This is a genomic window from Pseudomonas sp. SH10-3B (assembly GCF_019891415.1).
Lineage (GTDB): Bacteria > Pseudomonadota > Gammaproteobacteria > Pseudomonadales > Pseudomonadaceae > Aquipseudomonas.
The window spans coordinates 51,774-68,680 of record NZ_JAFLXD010000002.1; the positions used below are offsets into that span (position 1 = coordinate 51,774).

Annotated in this window: 11 protein-coding genes and 2 pseudogenes; 3 read left to right on the top strand and 10 right to left on the bottom strand. The window is 59.7% G+C overall.

The window, feature by feature from the left end; all coding sequences use genetic code 11:
- Window positions 1-176: 176 nt before the first annotated feature.
- On the top strand, window positions 177-395 hold the full coding sequence (locus J1G35_RS02245; protein ID WP_223013192.1) for a hypothetical protein: 219 nt from the start codon (window positions 177-179) through the stop codon (window positions 393-395).
- Between the two features lie 62 nt (window positions 396-457).
- Here J1G35_RS02245 and J1G35_RS02250 read toward each other — a convergent pair whose 3' ends face one another.
- From J1G35_RS02250 to J1G35_RS02260, 3 genes are read right to left on the bottom strand one after another with little or no spacing between them, the layout of a single operon-like run.
- A complete protein-coding gene (locus J1G35_RS02250) occupies window positions 458-1,480 on the bottom strand; it encodes a hypothetical protein (protein ID WP_223013194.1) in 1,023 nt (340 codons plus the stop codon).
- The gene (locus J1G35_RS02255) at window positions 1,477-2,499 is read right to left on the bottom strand and encodes a hypothetical protein (RefSeq protein ID WP_223013196.1); all 1,023 of its coding nucleotides are present in this window, start codon (window positions 2,497-2,499) and stop codon (window positions 1,477-1,479) included. The genes J1G35_RS02250 and J1G35_RS02255 overlap by 4 nt, the downstream gene beginning before the upstream one ends.
- The gene (locus J1G35_RS02260; RefSeq protein WP_223013198.1) at window positions 2,492-7,648 is read right to left on the bottom strand and encodes an AAA domain-containing protein; all 5,157 of its coding nucleotides are present in this window, start codon (window positions 7,646-7,648) and stop codon (window positions 2,492-2,494) included. Before J1G35_RS02260 ends, J1G35_RS02255 begins: the two co-directional genes overlap by 8 nt.
- 232 nt (window positions 7,649-7,880) lie before the next feature.
- Here J1G35_RS02260 and J1G35_RS02265 point away from each other — a divergent pair, with 232 nt between their 5' ends.
- Window positions 7,881-8,198 (top strand): hypothetical protein, encoded by a 318-nt coding sequence (locus J1G35_RS02265; RefSeq protein ID WP_223013200.1) that lies wholly within the window; start codon window positions 7,881-7,883, stop codon window positions 8,196-8,198.
- Window positions 8,199-8,478: 280 nt separating this feature from the next.
- Window positions 8,479-9,081 carry a cysteine hydrolase gene (locus J1G35_RS02270; RefSeq protein WP_071488379.1) on the top strand — a complete coding sequence of 201 codons (603 nt, stop codon included), beginning with the start codon at window positions 8,479-8,481 and terminating at the stop codon, window positions 9,079-9,081.
- Here J1G35_RS02270 and J1G35_RS30820 read toward each other — a convergent pair.
- The 7 genes and pseudogenes from J1G35_RS30820 to J1G35_RS02300 all read right to left on the bottom strand — a co-directional run bounded on the left by J1G35_RS30820 (window position 9,071) and on the right by J1G35_RS02300 (window position 16,765).
- Window positions 9,071-9,516: pseudogene (locus tag J1G35_RS30820) on the bottom strand (hypothetical protein). The gene J1G35_RS02270 and the pseudogene J1G35_RS30820 overlap by 11 nt on opposite strands.
- Window positions 9,516-9,731, bottom strand: a pseudogene (locus J1G35_RS02275) (hypothetical protein); the annotation flags it as partial. The pseudogenes J1G35_RS30820 and J1G35_RS02275, both read right to left, overlap by 1 nt.
- Window positions 9,732-9,964: 233 nt before the next feature.
- The gene (locus J1G35_RS02280; protein WP_223013202.1) at window positions 9,965-11,572 is read right to left on the bottom strand and encodes a GMC family oxidoreductase N-terminal domain-containing protein; all 1,608 of its coding nucleotides are present in this window, start codon (window positions 11,570-11,572) and stop codon (window positions 9,965-9,967) included.
- Between the two features lie 68 nt (window positions 11,573-11,640).
- Window positions 11,641-12,858: a mandelate racemase/muconate lactonizing enzyme family protein gene (locus J1G35_RS02285; protein WP_223013204.1), complete on the bottom strand. Its 1,218-nt coding sequence runs from the start codon at window positions 12,856-12,858 to the stop codon at window positions 11,641-11,643.
- A 1-nt stretch (window position 12,859) separates the two neighbouring features.
- On the bottom strand, window positions 12,860-14,179 hold the full coding sequence (locus tag J1G35_RS02290) for an MFS transporter (RefSeq protein ID WP_223013205.1): 1,320 nt from the start codon (window positions 14,177-14,179) through the stop codon (window positions 12,860-12,862).
- An 83-nt stretch (window positions 14,180-14,262) separates the two neighbouring features.
- Window positions 14,263-15,687: an aldehyde dehydrogenase gene (gene aldA / locus J1G35_RS02295; protein ID WP_017845692.1), complete on the bottom strand. Its 1,425-nt coding sequence runs from the start codon at window positions 15,685-15,687 to the stop codon at window positions 14,263-14,265.
- Between the two features lie 145 nt (window positions 15,688-15,832).
- The gene (locus tag J1G35_RS02300; RefSeq protein ID WP_223013207.1) at window positions 15,833-16,765 is read right to left on the bottom strand and encodes a LysR substrate-binding domain-containing protein; all 933 of its coding nucleotides are present in this window, start codon (window positions 16,763-16,765) and stop codon (window positions 15,833-15,835) included.
- Window positions 16,766-16,907: the final 142 nt, after the last annotated feature.

The window sequence follows — 16,907 nt, forward strand, 5'->3', positions numbered from 1 at the left end:
AATTGGGGGCAAAGTTGGGATGGCCGATAAGCAGCAGAGTGAATAACCTGCAACCGGCTAGCTCACTCAGACTCCAAATCCGGGGTTTACAAGGGGCTTGCATACAGAAGGAGCGGCCCAAGCCACGCCTTCTCCTCACACCATCAACATGACGCGAGTCGAATACAGAGGTCCCTATGTTTGGTTTTTTCTCAGGCCGCCAGAAAGAAATAAATCGCGGCTTTTACGGCCAGCTTGCCCGGCGTGACCAAGACGCTTTCTTGCAACATCTCTATGACAAAGGCCACTCAGTCCTGGATATCAGCAAAGAAATGGCGGTCACTGCACCCAACATTTACAACCGCATCGCGGGCGCGGCCCACAAGCCAATTGAGCCTGCTTGGCCGACCAGGTGAAACCACGGGCTTGCGCCTCGAAAGCAAGCCCGTATCCGCGCGCTTGCGCCTTAACGCCTCAATCAGGCCCGGCAAATGATTGGGCGCAGCCAAGCATCGCGATTTCTGGTGCGCAACCACAGGTGGACCTGCGCGTGATCGGCGTGTTGTGGCTCGGCATCGACGGCAATCAGGCAGTTCCCGGCATCAATCGCTTTACCCATCAAAATATCGCGTTTGATCAGGACCGTGTCACCATCCCCCGGTAGTTCGTAGCATCCGTCGAGGGTCGACACGAACCACTGGCGCTGGAACCGGGTGATGCCCAGAGGCTCACCGGGTACTTGTGCAATGGTGCGGGTCACGTCACCCGCAACGCTGACGACCGAACCGCCCGCCGCAATGGCCCACAATTCCCCTCTCGGACCTTCGACGCCGGCAATCATATTGATGAACGCGCCGGCCTCAGTCGGCCATGGTCCATCAATTCGCTGCCAGGTCCCGCCCACCGGCCGACGCAGGATCAGGCCCGCATACCCCAGCGCGTATATTGCGTCTTGCGTCTGGACAATGTTGTTGACACCACCCAGCGTTCCGACAACGTGATCGTCATGTTCAAGGCGAGCAACATCGCCCGATGTCCAACGATACAACCGGCGGCTGAACGTACCGATCAACAAGCCATCGCTCGCCCAACACAGGCATTCAGCAAGCTCGACGTTCTGGCCATCCGCGGCCACATAACCCAGTGTGCGGGAGTACCACTCATCGCGCGCGTTGAGCTGTGGATGGGGCGTAACCTGCCGCCATCCAGCCACCTGTCCAAGGTCGGTGTTGGTGATCAGCTCATCTTCGCTAGTGATCGCCCAGACTTGGCCGTCGCTATCACTGACGATGGCCTGGATGGCATCTGGCACCCAGATCTGTGGTTGCAGGCGTAAATGCTCACCGTCCAGTTCCCCCCTGATAATCCAGGACGATGTATGACCGCTTTCGTCCGACACGTGCACGGCAAACCAGGGCACCCCGGCGGCCATTGTCAGGTCGGCAAGCTGGTAGCGCCGGGCGCCATGGGCGGGTGTTGATGGGTTTATGTTGTCGCTCATGTCACAGGCACCGGTTGTTGGGTCACCGTAGAAGGTACGTCGTAGAACAAAGGCAACTCCCTGTCCATGGGCCAGCCGGCCGCCGTGTAGAACTCACGCGCCTCAATCAGGAGCACCATGGCGACAGCGCGGCCGACACTTTTGCGTTCATTCCACGTCATGAACCCTGCCTGCGCCAAGGCAAAACCTTTGACGTTGAAACGTTTGAATTCATCCGAGTTGGCAAGGCCACTGTTCCTGACGGCCACATCCACACCCAGATCCGCGGTGGTATAGACATGGGTCATCCACTCAAGCACATGCTCCAGGTACTCGCCAGTCGTTGGGTTTTTCGCGGGCAGTGTCGGATCGCCGCGCAGCCGTTTGCGTGTGTGTTTCTGGGCATCCGTCACAAATTTATGCTGCGATCCTCTGTTCTGTGAATCCTGCATAAACGTCGCGTAGCTCTGGTCAAGGCTGAAAGACTGCCCCCTGTGCAGTGACCCTCGCAGTGCCTTGTCGGGGATCAAGTGATCGGCATCGTAGCCACGGTAGATATTCAACACCTGGGCGTTGGCCGCGGACTTGACCTGGGAAATGATTTTGTAGCCGCCCGCCAAGGTGGGCATGCGTAGCAGTTCACGCATCGCTTGCTTGGTGCTGGCATCGAGCGCGTCGGTGCGCCAGTCGAGCCCATTGATTTTATTGGCCAACGCGACCGTGGCTTCGATTTCCGCACGCAGCACGTCTGCCTGTAGCGGGTAGGCTGCTTCAATGACGCTGGGCCGCAGGTCCGATACGCTGTACGCCGGGTTGGACAGGATTCTGGAAATCACCTCGCGCGCTTCACGCTCACTCAGTGTGTGCCCATCAGTACGCGGGTAGGTAATGCCCGCGACGTCGAATGAGTCAACGAACGTGTGCTGTTGCGCTTGGTGCGCAGCGACGAACGCTGCCTGGGCAACTGCGTCCGAGGGGTCGCGCAATGCGGCCTCATAGGCGTTTCGCATCAGGGTCATGGTGGCAAAACTGCTATTCATCGGCAGTGCCCTCCGCGCGCGTGTTCGACGTATTGCCACGTACCAGATCATCGATGTGCTTGCCGAACGTCGAGGGCCTACCGTGTCCACGCGCTTGCATCCACGCCAATAAATGATCGACGGTCGGCTCAAGCAGCGAGCGGGTGCGTATGCCGTGGTCTTGCACTATCACTTGCAAGCGAGGGCTTTGCTCATCGAGCACTGCCTCCATCTCTGCCGACGCCCAATTGCGCGTGTGCTGGTGCAGGCCATCGGGGTCCAGCGCAAACCAACCTGGGTAGCTGCCCGGCTTGCCTGTTATCACCTCGACACCAATTTCAACCTGCCGGACAGCCGGTTTACCCGGCCACGTCAGGGGGTAAATCCGGCGTACAGTCTGAAACTTTCCATCTCGCAGGGAAGAGGCCAACATCAGTTTGGACATCAGGTCGTAAAGTTGCCGCTGCCTCGGGGTAAGCGCGGCCATCTTGGGGCTGTCGCCCTCCAGGCTGATGTCCAGAGGCACCAGTGCTCCGTGGGCACCGCTGCGGCCGCCGTCCGAAACCGGGTGGGCTTGCGCGCCAGGCGCGGGATCATCATCGTGCTGCTCGGCCTCAGCGGGTGAAGGCGAACCGGCAGGCGCGCCCCACGTATTCAGCTCGACAGCGGGCTGCAGGGAAAACAGCGCGACCTCAGCGCCTTGCGCATCGACCGTTGGTGCATGGGGGCCCGCAACCGGCTGCGCGCCGCACTGATCATCAAACTGCGCCGCCCAGGTGTGCACGAACGCAAGGTAGTCCGCCTCCCCTGCATCCGGCAATTGGGACAGGTGAGTCAGCGCATCGTCGAAGGCCATCAACAACGCATTGGCGCTGATTGTGTTCAGCCAAGGGTTGTTCAGCACCTTATCTGCCTGGCGCCGTCCGGACTCGGTCAGGAACAGGCGCCCCTGCGCATCCAATGCAGCCCAACCATTGTCGTTCGGTGCTGACTCGGGCTCGTCCTGCCCCCCGCGCATCTCATACAGTTTTTGCAACGTGCTCATGGTGCTCGACGGCATCCAGCCAAATCGCCTGAACGCCTCTTGCAGGACCAGGTTAGTGCCCAGGCTTTGAGCAGGTGCCAGCAGCAAGTCCTCATGCTCGAGCAGGCAAGGTGTCGGTGAAACCACCGCGTCGCTCAGTTGGTCGATCAAGGTGTGAACGCTCTCTGTGCGGTCACTGCCCCACGCGCGCCAGGCTTCGCTGCCGCGCCGCACCATCAAGCGAGCCGGCACGAGGGTATCGTTCACTTTCAGGTTTATCGCGACACCCAACCGTTTACCGGGTAACCCCGGGGAGTCACCATGGCCCGCCAGTACCCTGAGCAAGGGCCCCTTGACCCGTCCGCCCCCGACAATACCGTGACGCATGTAGACCGAGCCAATGAGGTTGTCCAGCACCCGCTGGGCAATGGCTCCATATGCCAAGCCCATATTCAAGGCCCGGCAGGCGCTGCCAGCTCGCTCGTCGGCGGTAGCGCCCTCGACCTGTACGCACCGACCCTCCTCAAATAATCGGGCCATTTCGGGGGTGGTCAATGCATGAAACCTTACCCGACGCACCCTCTGGATATGCATGAACCACGGTGCTTCCTTGAGTACCTGGATCATGTGCCAGGCAATCGCTTCGCCTTGGGCATCATCGTCCGTCCCCAACACCAGCTCAGTGCATTGCAGTAAACGGCTGCCGGTATTGCGTAGGGACGCCGCCAGGTCACTGCCCTCGCGCTCGCTCAATTGCCAGTGCGGTTTGAGCCCATCACGCCAACTGATCGCACCGGGGCCTGGGAGGTCACGAATATGACCGCCACAGCCGAACACCTGAGTACCGCCAGGTACCAGTTCTTGAATGATTTTCGCCTTGTGCAAGGATTCGACAACCATCAGCGTGGCGGGACCGAGCTTGCACGCTGGCACCCGCGGGGCGCAGGTGAGCCGCTCATGCTCTGGCTCACGCACACCGGCCAAGCATCGTCCTACCACAGCCGAAGGCAAATCATTGTTCGGGTCCATCGCTTGCTGGGAAAAAAACAGATCGGAATGGCCAAACATAATGAAGCTTTTCTGCGCACGACTGATCGCTACGTTGAGCAGGCGCCCATCGTCACGATCGATAAACACCCGCTCACGATGATTGGTATCGGTTCGACGGCTGGCGCGGCTTTCCCGATTCACGGCACTGAACAACACCACAGGTTTCTCCGCCCCTTGAAGGGTATGAACCGTGCCGATGGTCAAACGCTCACTCAGGTCAGCGTCATCTGGGTCGAGTTCTTCGCGCACCCGACGTTTTATCGCTTCGACCTGGCCTCGAAATGGCGTGACGACCGCGACAAGTTTTTCCAACCCTATCGGCTGCTCCGGGTGGCCTTCGACCCTGGCGGCCCACTTCGCCAGGTGCGGTCCGTGCTCTCTAAGCCAGTCCACGATGGCCTTGGCTTCTCCAGGGTTGGACCATGAGTCGCCTTTGCAGGGCTCATCGTTCGGGCCACCGGTCTGATAGAACCCGAGCGGCGGTAGCGGGAACGTTGTCTTCATGCGTTTGCGCAACTGCATTTCAGCTTCGCCCTCGAGCAAGGGCAACTCGGCATCCGCGAACAGCCCTGCCAGCGGGTTGGGCACTTTGGGTTCCAATTCTTTGCTGAGCAACCCGCCCTCGGCATCACGGTCGTGATCGTGGTACAGCAAATCGATACACACATTGATGATCGACTCTGCACAACGGTAGTGCTCCCGCAGGAGCAGCCCGTCCCGTAGCCGTCCGTCCGGCATCGCCTCGGCAAACGATGCCCCGGTTGCGGCAAGCTTCATGATTGAACCCGTGGCGGAGTCCGCGCCACGCACGAGCAAGGCGCCCAAAGACGACGGATCGGCCCAACGGTCCTGCACCTGGCGCGCATCGACCTCGGGTGTTACCGAAGACACGGGGGAGAGCTGCTTCATATCGCCGACCACCACGGCTTTTTTAGCCAGGCTAAGCACCGGCACCCCCAACTCCGGCGCAGCTTGCCCCGCTTCATCGATAATCAGCAAATCCAGGAACGCGAACAGCGGCCTACGGCCCTCTCCCAGTAACCGTGGGGCGCTATGCAAGGTGGCGACAATGCACGGAAACAGCATGGCTGCGCGCCTGAGTGCGTTCTTTCGGCTGCCAGGCTCGGGGGTTGCGATCACACTGGCCAGCCAACGCGTCTCCCAGTAACGCGCGGCCAACTGGAAAATAATCGGCCGCCACACCACGTCCAGCAATTTCTGCTGCTGCGCCTGGCGCGCCTCGGGGGTTGCCGCCACACGCAAATCCGCGAGGATGTCGATGGCCCAGGAAGATGCCCATGCCTCACTGGGAAAGCGCGCAGCCAGTTCACCGGGCTCGATCAACGCGTCGATGTCAGCCTGGCGCTCGATTGCCGAGGCCAACCCACTGCGCAATACCTGGGTCAGCGTGTTCAGGTGCTCGCAGAGGATCGACGCCGTAGGCGTTGTCGAAGCACTTTTCTGCATGAGATAGATAAAACGCGTGGCATCACTGACCTGATGTTTCTGCTCAACGCTAAACAACGCATTGAACAACTCTGGCAGCTCGCGGAAGGCATCTTCAAAGTGCCGCGCCAAAGCAAGGGCTGCCGCAACACCGTCTTCGTACGATTGCTTGAGGCTGGAGGACCCGACACCCAAGATGCGCAACTGCTTTTGCCGGATCTCAAGCGTGGTGAACTTGCTGCGATGGGTTTTCCCCTTGGCCTTGGACGGTGCGCTGGCGGTGAAACTCAATAGTGGCTTGCCCGTAGGGTCCAACCAACGACGTGCCAGGGCATGCTTCCTGCCTACGGCACCGTTGAACGTGCCCATCACATTCTCGACACTCTGGTTGGTCGCCCCGCACACAAACGTGACGGGGCAATGTTCGCGGTTATCGTAAGCCGCCAACACCCATTGGTTGGCGATCATCGCACGCAGCATGGCCGTCTTCCCGGTGCCCGGCGGCCCACTGACCGCAACCACCCCGACCTGCTCACCCAACCGGCCGAGGGCGTGCAATGCGCGGCGCTGCGATTCGTTCAAGGGGTCTGCGCCGCGATTGACGTCTGGCTTGTCGAGGTGTGTGGCCTTATCGACCATGGCCACGTGCCGGATCGTCACCTGCGGCGCTGCCATGCCGCCTGCCTGGACAGCCGAACGGTGTCGTCCGGCGCCTATGAGCTGCTCCAGTGCGCCGATGGACGGCGCATTGGGGATCGCTTCATAGATGTTGGCGAGCGCACGTGTTGCATAGCCAGGCTGTCGCGGCACCGCAACCCATTGCCCCGTGATCGGCGCCATTCCCGTCTCAACCCCATCCGCTTGAACGTGGGCGAACAAGGCAAAACAGGCGTCGACATAACCGCTCAAATTGGCGCTTTGGCTCAACGTCGCGAAAAATAGCTTGAGCTCGTCGCGATAGCAATCGAAGTGGCCAATGGCCGGCGGCAGGTCGTTGGCCGCCATCAATGGCTGCGGTTCAAGCCATTGGCGGACCACACGCGGCCGGCAATCGTTGGGATCGCGTGGTAGGCATATTTGGTTTTTGTCGTTCAGGTCGAAAGGAAACCAGAACGCGATATTCAGCCGGTCGGGCTTGAGGCGTTTTTTTTTCGCGCCCGGCGCAGGCTTTTTATCCGGGTCGGGCCACGTGACCTGGACCTCATCGCTTGATGAGGTGGTTTGATGGAACACCAGAGCCATGGGAATACGCGGATCGTCATCCGGCTCGTCCGCCTCCTGCGCACCCTCTGCGTCGTCCTCTGAGGCCTCAAGTGCCTGCGCTTGCTGTTTTCGCCGGGCCTCTGCGGCACGCTCAGTGAGAATGCCCAGTGCCAGCGCCCGACGCTTACCGAAACCGAGATTGAAGTTGGGCCAGGCCAGCCTTGCGAAATTTGTCACCGGGATGCGGACATCGGTGGCTTGCAGGCCACCCAAGTCATCGGCAATCAGCGCTCTGTGCCAGTAGTCCAGCACATTCGCGGGCAAACTCCCGACGGGGCCTGCCTGAGGGTCGACCTCCATCGAGTGCAGAACCTGTTCCTTGGAAACCGCTACAGCAGCAAAATCCTTGCGCAACCGCTTGCTCAAATCCATGAGACGCCTAAACATTTCTTACACCCTATAAATCCGTTCTGCATACGAAGAATGGCTCGTAGCGGCCAACAATGATGGCCTATTGCCTTGGTCGCTGCAATTCAAGCCGGGCACGTATAGTTAACGAGTGACCTGTTCAATGCGATACAACTCGTGTTTAGGTCAAACGCACCGTCAACCACCCGAGACTTTCCCCCCCATGCACGGACGCCCCCTCCTCATCGCCCTATTCCTCACCGGTACTGCCATGGCCGCAGAACCCTCCCGCTCCACCTACGACGAAGCCCCCACCGATGGCTTCATGTACGCCGTGCGCTATCAGCAAGCCAAACTGGCCTGTGGTTCGCTGCCCGAAGATCTCGAGGCGGACTATGCTAAAGCGATGCGGCTGACTGGCGAGGCCAGCCCTGCGTTTAAAGCTAGCTATGCACAGCGCTTGGCAACCCAGCCAAAGTGGAGCAAACCGGCGTCGCCTGAAGAACAGGCGCTTGCGTGCGAACAAAGCCAGCACACCTTGCGCATAACGGTGCAGCTCGCCCGGCAATGGTTTCCCGGTGGCTGGTAGCCACGTGTTTTAACCCGTTGATCGGCCCATTGATCGGCATAGGTATCTACACAACAATTGGACCTGACGGATATGTACTCCGACCAAAAGGCTCCCGCGCCAGACATACAGCTATCGCAGGCAAGCCAGCTCCCACATGAGAGCGATGTACACCCAAGAAAACCCAGTAGCATGATGGGCCGCCTTCGCGAGCAAGTCGAATCGTCGCACCGCCGCTCCCACAGGTCCGGCGTAACACTCAAAGTTGTGTAGATACCTACCCACTGATCGGAGGTCCACGATGAACCCACACAGCACCGCCCTTGTCCTGATCGAGTTCCAGAACGACTTCACCACACCCGGCGGGGTGTTTCATGATGCGGTCAAAGACGTCATGCGTATTGGCGACATACTGGCCAACACTGCAACCACGGTGCAGCAGGCGCGCAAGCTGGGCGTGAAGATCATCCATTTGCCGATCCAGTTCGCCGAGGGTTACCCGGAGCTGACCACGCGCGACTATGGAATATTGAAGGGTGTGGCTGATGGCAGCGCTTTTCGCACCGGCAGTTGGGGGGCCGAGATCACCGAGGCTGTGGGCCGCGAGGCCGGCGATATCCTGGTGGAGGGCAAGCGTGGGCTGGATGGTTTTGCGACGACGGGGCTGGACCTGGTGCTGCGCAACAACGGCATCCAGAACCTGGTGGTGGCAGGTTTTCTGACCAATTGCTGCGTCGAAGGCACGGTGCGTTCAGGCTACGAGAAGGGCTACAACGTGGTCACCTTGTCCGACTGCACGGCAACCTTCACCAGCGAACAGCAGCAGGCCGCCGAGCAATTCACGCTGCCGATGTTTTCCCAGGTGCTGCAACACACACAGTTCCTGGAAACCCTCAGCCGTTAAGGGTGATTCCCGAATAGACCTGCGCAGGCACCTTGTGCCGGCGCGGTCGCTGTGCCAGGCAACTTGCGCTTGCACCCGGGCGACGGCTTCCAGGACTTTGTGCGCCCATGGCTCATCATCCGGACGCACGACAACCACACAGAAACCGTGGTCGTAACCTTCGATTTGCACGCCTTCGGAATCGTCCACGTGCAGGTCGATATCAAAGGCGGTCGGCAGCTTCGAAGGCGCGTTCGACGACCCGCGTGCAGCCAGCGCATGGCCATGGCGCAACGGCTCACCCAGCCAGCGGTGCACGCACTCCGGCAGCCTGCCGTCTTCAGCGGCGCTGTGGTGCGGCTGGCAGGCCAGGGTGTCATCAATATCAAACGAAATACGCACGCACTGTTGGTTGAGGACGTTCTTTACGGTGTCGAGCGCTGGATTCCTTCCCATCATTGGCCACCCTGGTACACGGGCGCCGGTGTGTCCCTGAGGAAAAATTGCGCCGGGTCAGGGGCGTTATCTTCCAGGAACGCTGCATATTTTTTCTTGATCTTGGGCAACTCGTACAAAGCCCTCACACCATGCTTGGCGGAGTTGCGAATAACCGAGGACGGGTTGAAGTAGCCCTCGGCGTTGTCCAGCGTCAGCACAAACGGTGGCAGCCCGCATGCCCCTGGTACACATCCGAAACAAGAAACAAATCGATTGCACGCAGATGGAAGGCTGCTGCCGACGCATTGCAGCATAAAAATACTGCAACGCAACGCCGAGGCAGGATGCGGACTGTCACAAGAACATTAAATACTGACTTCAGGGCGTACACTGAAAGCTAGCCAATGTTTTTTGGCGCACCTGACAATCTTTAGGTCGGCAGGCTTTCAATCACTACGGCAACGAATCAGGCGTCCTGCAAAATCAGGTCGGCGCCCTTCTCCGCCACCATCAGGACTGCGGCGTGGGTATTGCCGCTCGTCACATTGGGAAAAATCGACGCATCGACAATGCGTAGGCCCTCGATACCATGGACTTTAAGCCGTTTATCGACCACTGACTTCTGTACGTCCGCCCCCATCGCGCACGAGCCGCACAGGTGGTAGATCGAACCGCTGTTTTCGCGAAAGTACTGCAGCATCTGTTCATCGCTTTCGACCACCGGCCCCGGGAGGACTTCAGCAACCGTGATGCTTTTCAAGGCCGGCGCCTGCATGATTTTGCGCATCAGCCGACTGCCCTGGATCACTTCGTCGATGTCCTTTTGCGTGCTCAGGTAATTGGGATCGATCAGCGCAGCGTCTCGGGGGTTGTTCGACTGGATCTCGATATGCCCACGACTCGTCGGCCGGCACGGGTTGAAACATAGCAGGAAGCCGGAATACGGCTCGGGCTTGAGGCTGGCCTTGTTGTTTTTCGGGATCTGGTACGACAGCGGATTGAAGTACAGTTGCAGGTTCGGGTTGGCCTGCGACTCGTTGCCACGGAAAAAACCACCGGCCTGATTGACGCTCATCGCCAAGGCACCCTTGCGGGTCAGCAGGTATTTAAGGCCGAGCTTGAACTGCCCGAACAGCGAGCTGAGCTGGTCATTAAGCGTCGGAATGTTCGCCTTGTAGTAGTAGCTGACGCACAAGTGATCCTGAAGGTTCTGCCCCACCGCCGGCAGGTGTTTGACGAGCGGGATCTGGTGCCTGGCCAGCAACGCCTGATCGGCGACACCGGATAGTTGCAGAATCTTCGGTGTGTCAACGGCACCGGCGCAGAGGATCACCTCCCTGCGCGCCTGGAAGGTGCGGACCACGCCGTGTTGGGTCACGGAAATACCGCTGGCCCGCTCGTTCTCGAACAATACCCGATCCACCAGTGCGTAATGCTCGACCGTCAGATTCGGGCGGCTGAGTGCGGGATGCAGATGCGCAAAACTACTGGAACTGCGCTGGCCGTCCCTGGTGTTGATATCGTAGATACCCGAGCCTTCGAATTTCGGCCCGTTGAAGTCGTCACTCTGCGGGTAACCGAGTTCATCGCAACCCTTGAGAAACACATCGCAGATTGGATGGGTCTCTCCCTTCATCGGAGTGATGCTGATCGGGCCGCTGCCGCCGTGATATTCGCTTTCGCCCGACGGGTGATTTTCCAGTTTGCGAAAATACGGCAACACGTCCTTAAAACCCCAGCCGTCGTTGCCGTTGGCAGCCCAGTCGTCGAAGTCATGGGCCTGGCCACGGACGTACACCATCGCATTGATCGAGCCGGAACCGCCCTGGACCTTACCGCGCGGGGCATAAATTTCACGGTTGTTGAGCTGCTTTTGCGGCTGGCTGTAGTACATCCAGTTGAAGGTCGGGTTGTAATACATCTTGGCGAAGCCGACCGGGATCTTGAACCACAGCGAACTGTCCTTGCCGCCCGCTTCCAGCAGCAGCACCGTGTATTTGCCGCAGGCCGATAGCCGGTTGGCGAGGATGCAGCCGGCCGCGCCTGCGCCAGCGATGATGTAGTCGTATGTCATGCACGGTTACCGCGTAAGTCGTTATTTAAAAAACACCCATTCCCGCAACTGAACTACGGGAAACCCCGTCAGCCTCTGGCCGGCGATGTGTCTTTGACGTCTACCGGGGCCGGCGCCATTTGCAGGTGCAAACGCTCACCGGTATAGGGCGAATGCCTGCGCACCACGTCCATGTTCAGCTCCACCCCAAGGCCCGGCTCGGTGGACGGAATGATGTAGCCGTCCTCCCATTGCAGCGGCTTGGTCAGGACTTCGGCGTGGAAACCGCCCCAGGTCATGATGCTTTCCTGGATGAGGAAATTCGGGGTACAGGTTGCCAACTGGAAACTCGCCGCCGCGCCAATCGGCCCGTTATAAAGGTGCGGTGCGATCTGCGCGTAATAGGCCTCAGCCATGCTCGCGATCTTTTTGGCCTCCAGTAGCCCCCCGCAGCGGGCGACGTTCATTTGTAGAATCGACGCACCGCCGGCCTGCAACAGCTTGAAGAATTCGTACTTGGTGGTCAGCCGCTCGCCCGTAGCAATCGGAATGGTGGTCTTGGCCGCGACTTGCGCCATCGCCTCCTCCTGCCCCGGCGGCACCGGCTCTTCAAACCACAACGGGTCGTACTTCTCCAGGCGCTTGGCCAGGCGAATCGCCGAGGACGGGACCATTTGCCCGTGTGTGCCGAACAGCAGGTCGCACTTGTCGCCCACCGCTTCGCGGATCTTGCGGCAGAAGGTTTCGCAGCGCTCCAGCACTTCCAGCGAAATCTGGTGCCCGGAGTACGCGGTGTACGGCCCGGCCGGGTCGAACTTCACGGCGGTGAAGCCTTTATTCATGTTTTCTATGGCGCATTCGGCAGCCAGGTCCGGGTCGTCGTAGTCGTACTCACCCTGGCTATTGACCGGGTACAGGTAGGTGTAGGAACGCAGGCGCTCATTGACCTTGCCGCCAAGCAATTCGTAGACCGGCTTATTCGCCGCTTTGCCGATGATGTCCCAGCAAGCCATCTCCAGGCCGCTGACCACCCCCATCATGGTCAGGTCGGGACGCTGGGTAAAACCGCTCGAATAGGCCTGACGGAAAAAGCGCTCGATGTGATGCGGGTCGTGGTTGAGCAAGTAGCGTTCAAACACGTCTTCGATGATCGGCAGCATGGCTTTGGGGCCGAAGGTCGCAGCGTAGATTTCGCCGACACCTTCAATGCCGCAATCGGTCTTGAGCTTGACGAACAGCCAATACATGCCGCCGATGTGCGGTGGCGGTACGGCAACGATATGGGTTTCAAGGGCGACGATTTTCATCTCAGGCACCTGTTTTATTCGAAGATTGACGATTGATACGCGCGCGCAAGGTCAGGGCCGCGAGGGTCCCGATCAGGCCGACGGAGGCGATGTAGCCGAAATACAGCTTGTAACCAAGGGCGCCGGGGAAGTGTTCGGTGAGGTAGCCGTTGATCAATGGAATGAAGGCGTCCGGCAGGTAACCGACCACCGAGACAATGCCGATGGCCAGGCCGGTAATGCGCAGCGGAATGTTGCAGGTGTCCAGGATCGCCCAGTACAAACCACGAATCGCGTAAGTCATCAGGCCGATGAAAATCACCGTACCGATCAACAGGCCAATGCTGTTGAACGCCGGGAACACGATCAGGCCGACCATCGCCAACGTCGCGAGGAACAGCGCCACGATCAACACCGAAATGTTCGAGAACTTGTCACCGAGCCAGCCGCCACCGATACCGCCAATCGGGCGCATCCACAGCTTAATGGTGGTGATAGTGCCGGCCATGACGGCGGTCATGCCGCCGCCCTGTAAATAATCGGAGAAGCTGTAGGTCGCCCAGAAGATGTGGTAACCGCAGAACACGATGGCCGTCACCAGCCACAGCTCAGGGATTTTCACCAGTGTGGTCAGGTCGCTGAGCAGGTTGTATTTACCCTTTTCCACCGGCGCGGTGTCCTCCATCGACTTCGGGTCCTTGATCAGCACCAGCACACAGCCGATGGCGATACAGGTGAAGGCGTAGAGGTAGACCACGTGCTTGAAACCTTCAGCGGCTGACTCGCCACGGGTTTCAGTGGCGAACGCGAACAGCCCCAGGGCGACCGTTGCGAGCAACGCCTCGACCAGGCCGCGACCGCCGTCGAGGATGCCGAAGAACCGGCCCTGTTCAGTGTGATGAGCAATCATCTTCACCCGCTTGAGCACCGAGGCCCAGAACGTCAGGCCGGTGGTCAGGCCCCAGCAACCGAAGATGATCATCAAACCGGTCATCGAGGGTGCCGTGGAGTACCAAAGCCCCAAGGCTCCGGTGGCCACCAGCGAAAAGAAAATCAAAAACCGCGGCGCGATCCGGTCGGCCAACCAACCGCTCGGCAAATAGCTGAGCAGGAAAATCGTCCCAAGCATCGAGTACAGATAACCCAGCTCGCTGTGGTTGATCTGGAACACCTCGAGCATGGTGGTCTGGTAGACCTGACGCAGGTACAGGATCGGGTAGATCGCCCCGGCGGCCAGCACCAACAGCATCAACTGGATATAGCGACTTCCCTTGTCACTGCGGCTTTTTGCACCCGCGTTCGAACCCTGAACAGCGGCAACAGTGGTTGCAGGCTTGGACATCTATGAGACCTCGGGCAGCCCGGTGCTCCGGGCGCCCCAATAATTGTTTTTATAGGTGTGGCATGAGGCGTATTGCGGGTGGATCAGTACTTCATCACCACAAGTCGGGTCTGGGTGAATTCGAGCATGCCGTGCTTGCCGTCATCACCGCCCAGGCCCGAACGCTTCCACCCGGCGTGGAAGCCTTGGTAAGGGTCGGCCGGAGTCCGGTTGACGTACAACTCACCGGCCTCGATGGTATTGGCGACTTTCAGGGTGGTGCGATAGCTCTCGGTGTACAGCACCGACGACAGGCCGAACTGGTGATCATTGGCCATGGCCAGCGCTTCGTCGATGTCGCGGTACTTGAGCACTGGCAGCACCGGGCCGAAGATTTCTTCCTGGATGATTTCCATGTCCTGGCGACAGTTGCTCAACAGCGTCGGCGGGTAGAAATGGCCGTTGCCCTCAGGAATGAAACCGCCTGTTTCCAGTACCGCACCGTCGGAGACGGCGCGCTCGACCATGGCGTGGATGTTTTGCTGCGAGCTTGCGTTGACCAACGGGCCCATCAGGCTGGCGTCGGTAGCACGGTCGCCAAACTTAACGGCGCTGATTTTGGCTTTGAGCAACGCGAGAAATTGCTCGTAGACACTTTCCTGCACATAAACCCGCTCCACCGCCGTGCATACCTGACCGCAGTGAGTGGTCTTGGACGCGACGATGGCGCTGGCGGCGGCTTCAAGGTCAGCGTCGGCTTCAATGATTGCCGGGGTTTTGCCGCCCAGTTCCAGGGACGGCTTGGCGATGTTGGCCTTGCAATAATCGAGCACGATGCGCCCGGCGTTGACGCTGCCGGTCAGAGTGATCAACCCGACGGCTGTGTGGGTGCAGACCGTTGCGGCGGTGGCATGGTCCATGGTCAGTATGTTGACCACGCCGGCCGGTAAACCGGATTGCTGCACAGCCTTGGCGATTTCAAACGCCGAGGTCGGGGTGTTGTTACTCGGGCGCACCACCACGGTGTTACCGGCAATAAGAGCCGGGGCGATTTTGCGCAGCAAGGTGTAGACCGGGTAGTTGAACGGAATCAGGCACGCGACCACACCAATCGGCTCGCGGTGCAGGAAGAGGTTTTCGTTCGGGGTATCGCTGGGAATAATCTCGCCTTCGATCCGCCGCGCCCATTCGGCGTGGTAACGGGTGATTTGCGCGGCGTAACGGGCTTCGTTGCTGGCGTCGCTGACACTTTTGCCGGACTCGGCGGCCAAGGCGGCACCGATGCTCTCGGCGCAGGCCTCCAAGGCGTCGGCGAATGAGCGCAAGTGCTCGGCGCGTTCGATGCTGGTGAGCTTGCCCCAGCGCTTCTGGGCGGCGGCGGCAGCCTCGACGGCGGCGGTTGCTTCAGCGCTGGTGGCGGCAGAGACCTGACCGACCAACGCTTCGGTGGCAGGGTTGTAGACCGCAATCAGCGCATCGCTGGCAGGCTCAATGAAGTGACCGTTTACAAAGTTTCGCTCAAGTCGCATGTGAATCGCCCATCGTTGTTTTTATCCAGTTCCCGCAGTTTTGGCATCCTGAGGGGGTAGAACAAACGATTTATTGAGCGGGGTAACATTCAAAAAATGCAGGTTACCCGAGAAGGAGTCAAATTTCCCGTGAAGGTTGAGGGGGTCAACTGGCGGCGGTGGAGGGTTCGAGCTGCCTTTGCGCCAACCAGATTTCTTCCTGCAACCACTGGGCGAACACCTGCAATTGCGGCATCACAGTCTGCTCCGGCCGAGTCACCAACCAGTAGGATTGATGCCCTTCCACATGCACGTTCAGTACCTGGGTCAACTGCCCGCTGGCCAGCTCCGGGGCAACCATGTGCCAGTCGGCAATGGTGATACCCAAGCCGTCGGTGGCCGCACGAATCGCCAGGTCCAGCAGGTCGAATTCATAGCCGCCCTGGGTATCCACGCCGCTGATTTTCGCCGCGTCGAGCCAGTGTTTCCAGGTCAGATAACGCTGGTCTTCCCTGGCCAACACATGCAGCAAGGTCAGGCGATTAAGGTCGATTTCACCCTCGCTCGCTTCCCGCGCATACAACGACGGCGCGCACACCGCAATGTGCCGTTCCTGAAGCAGCAGCGAGCTGTCCAGCCCATCCCATTCGCCATCGCCGAAGCGGATCGCGCAGTCCAGGGTGCTGGTTTCTGCCAGGCTGTCCTGCAAACGCGTGGTGATGCTCAGTTCCAATTCGGGGTGTTTCTCCCGCAGCCGCCCCAGGCGGGGCATCAGCCAGCGGCTGGTGAAGGTCGGCGGTGCGTTGATGTGCAGGCGATTGGCGTGGGACTTCTGCTGGATGCTACGCACCGTCAGCTCGATTTTGTCGAAGGATTGATGCAGCGCCCGCAGCAAAACCCGGCCGGCGCTGGTCAGCTCAAGGTGGTGATGCCGGCGTTCCAGCAGATTCTCGCCAAGCTGTTCTTCGAGCTGCCGCACCTGGCGGCTGACGGCACTTTGCGTGACGTTGAGCAGCTCCGCCGCCCGGGTAAAACTGCCGGTACTACCGGCCACTTCAAAGGCTTTGAGCGCATTGAGCGCGGGCATTTTGCGTTTCATGGACAGGACTCGCGCTGGGGCTGACGAGCCGCAAGCATCCCACGGCTTGCGGGAAATTTCCCGAGTAACATGCATTTTTGTGTTGTGCAGGCCGATTCCCTTGCTCCCTCGCCACAGGTAATTGGCAATATTCAATTATGTC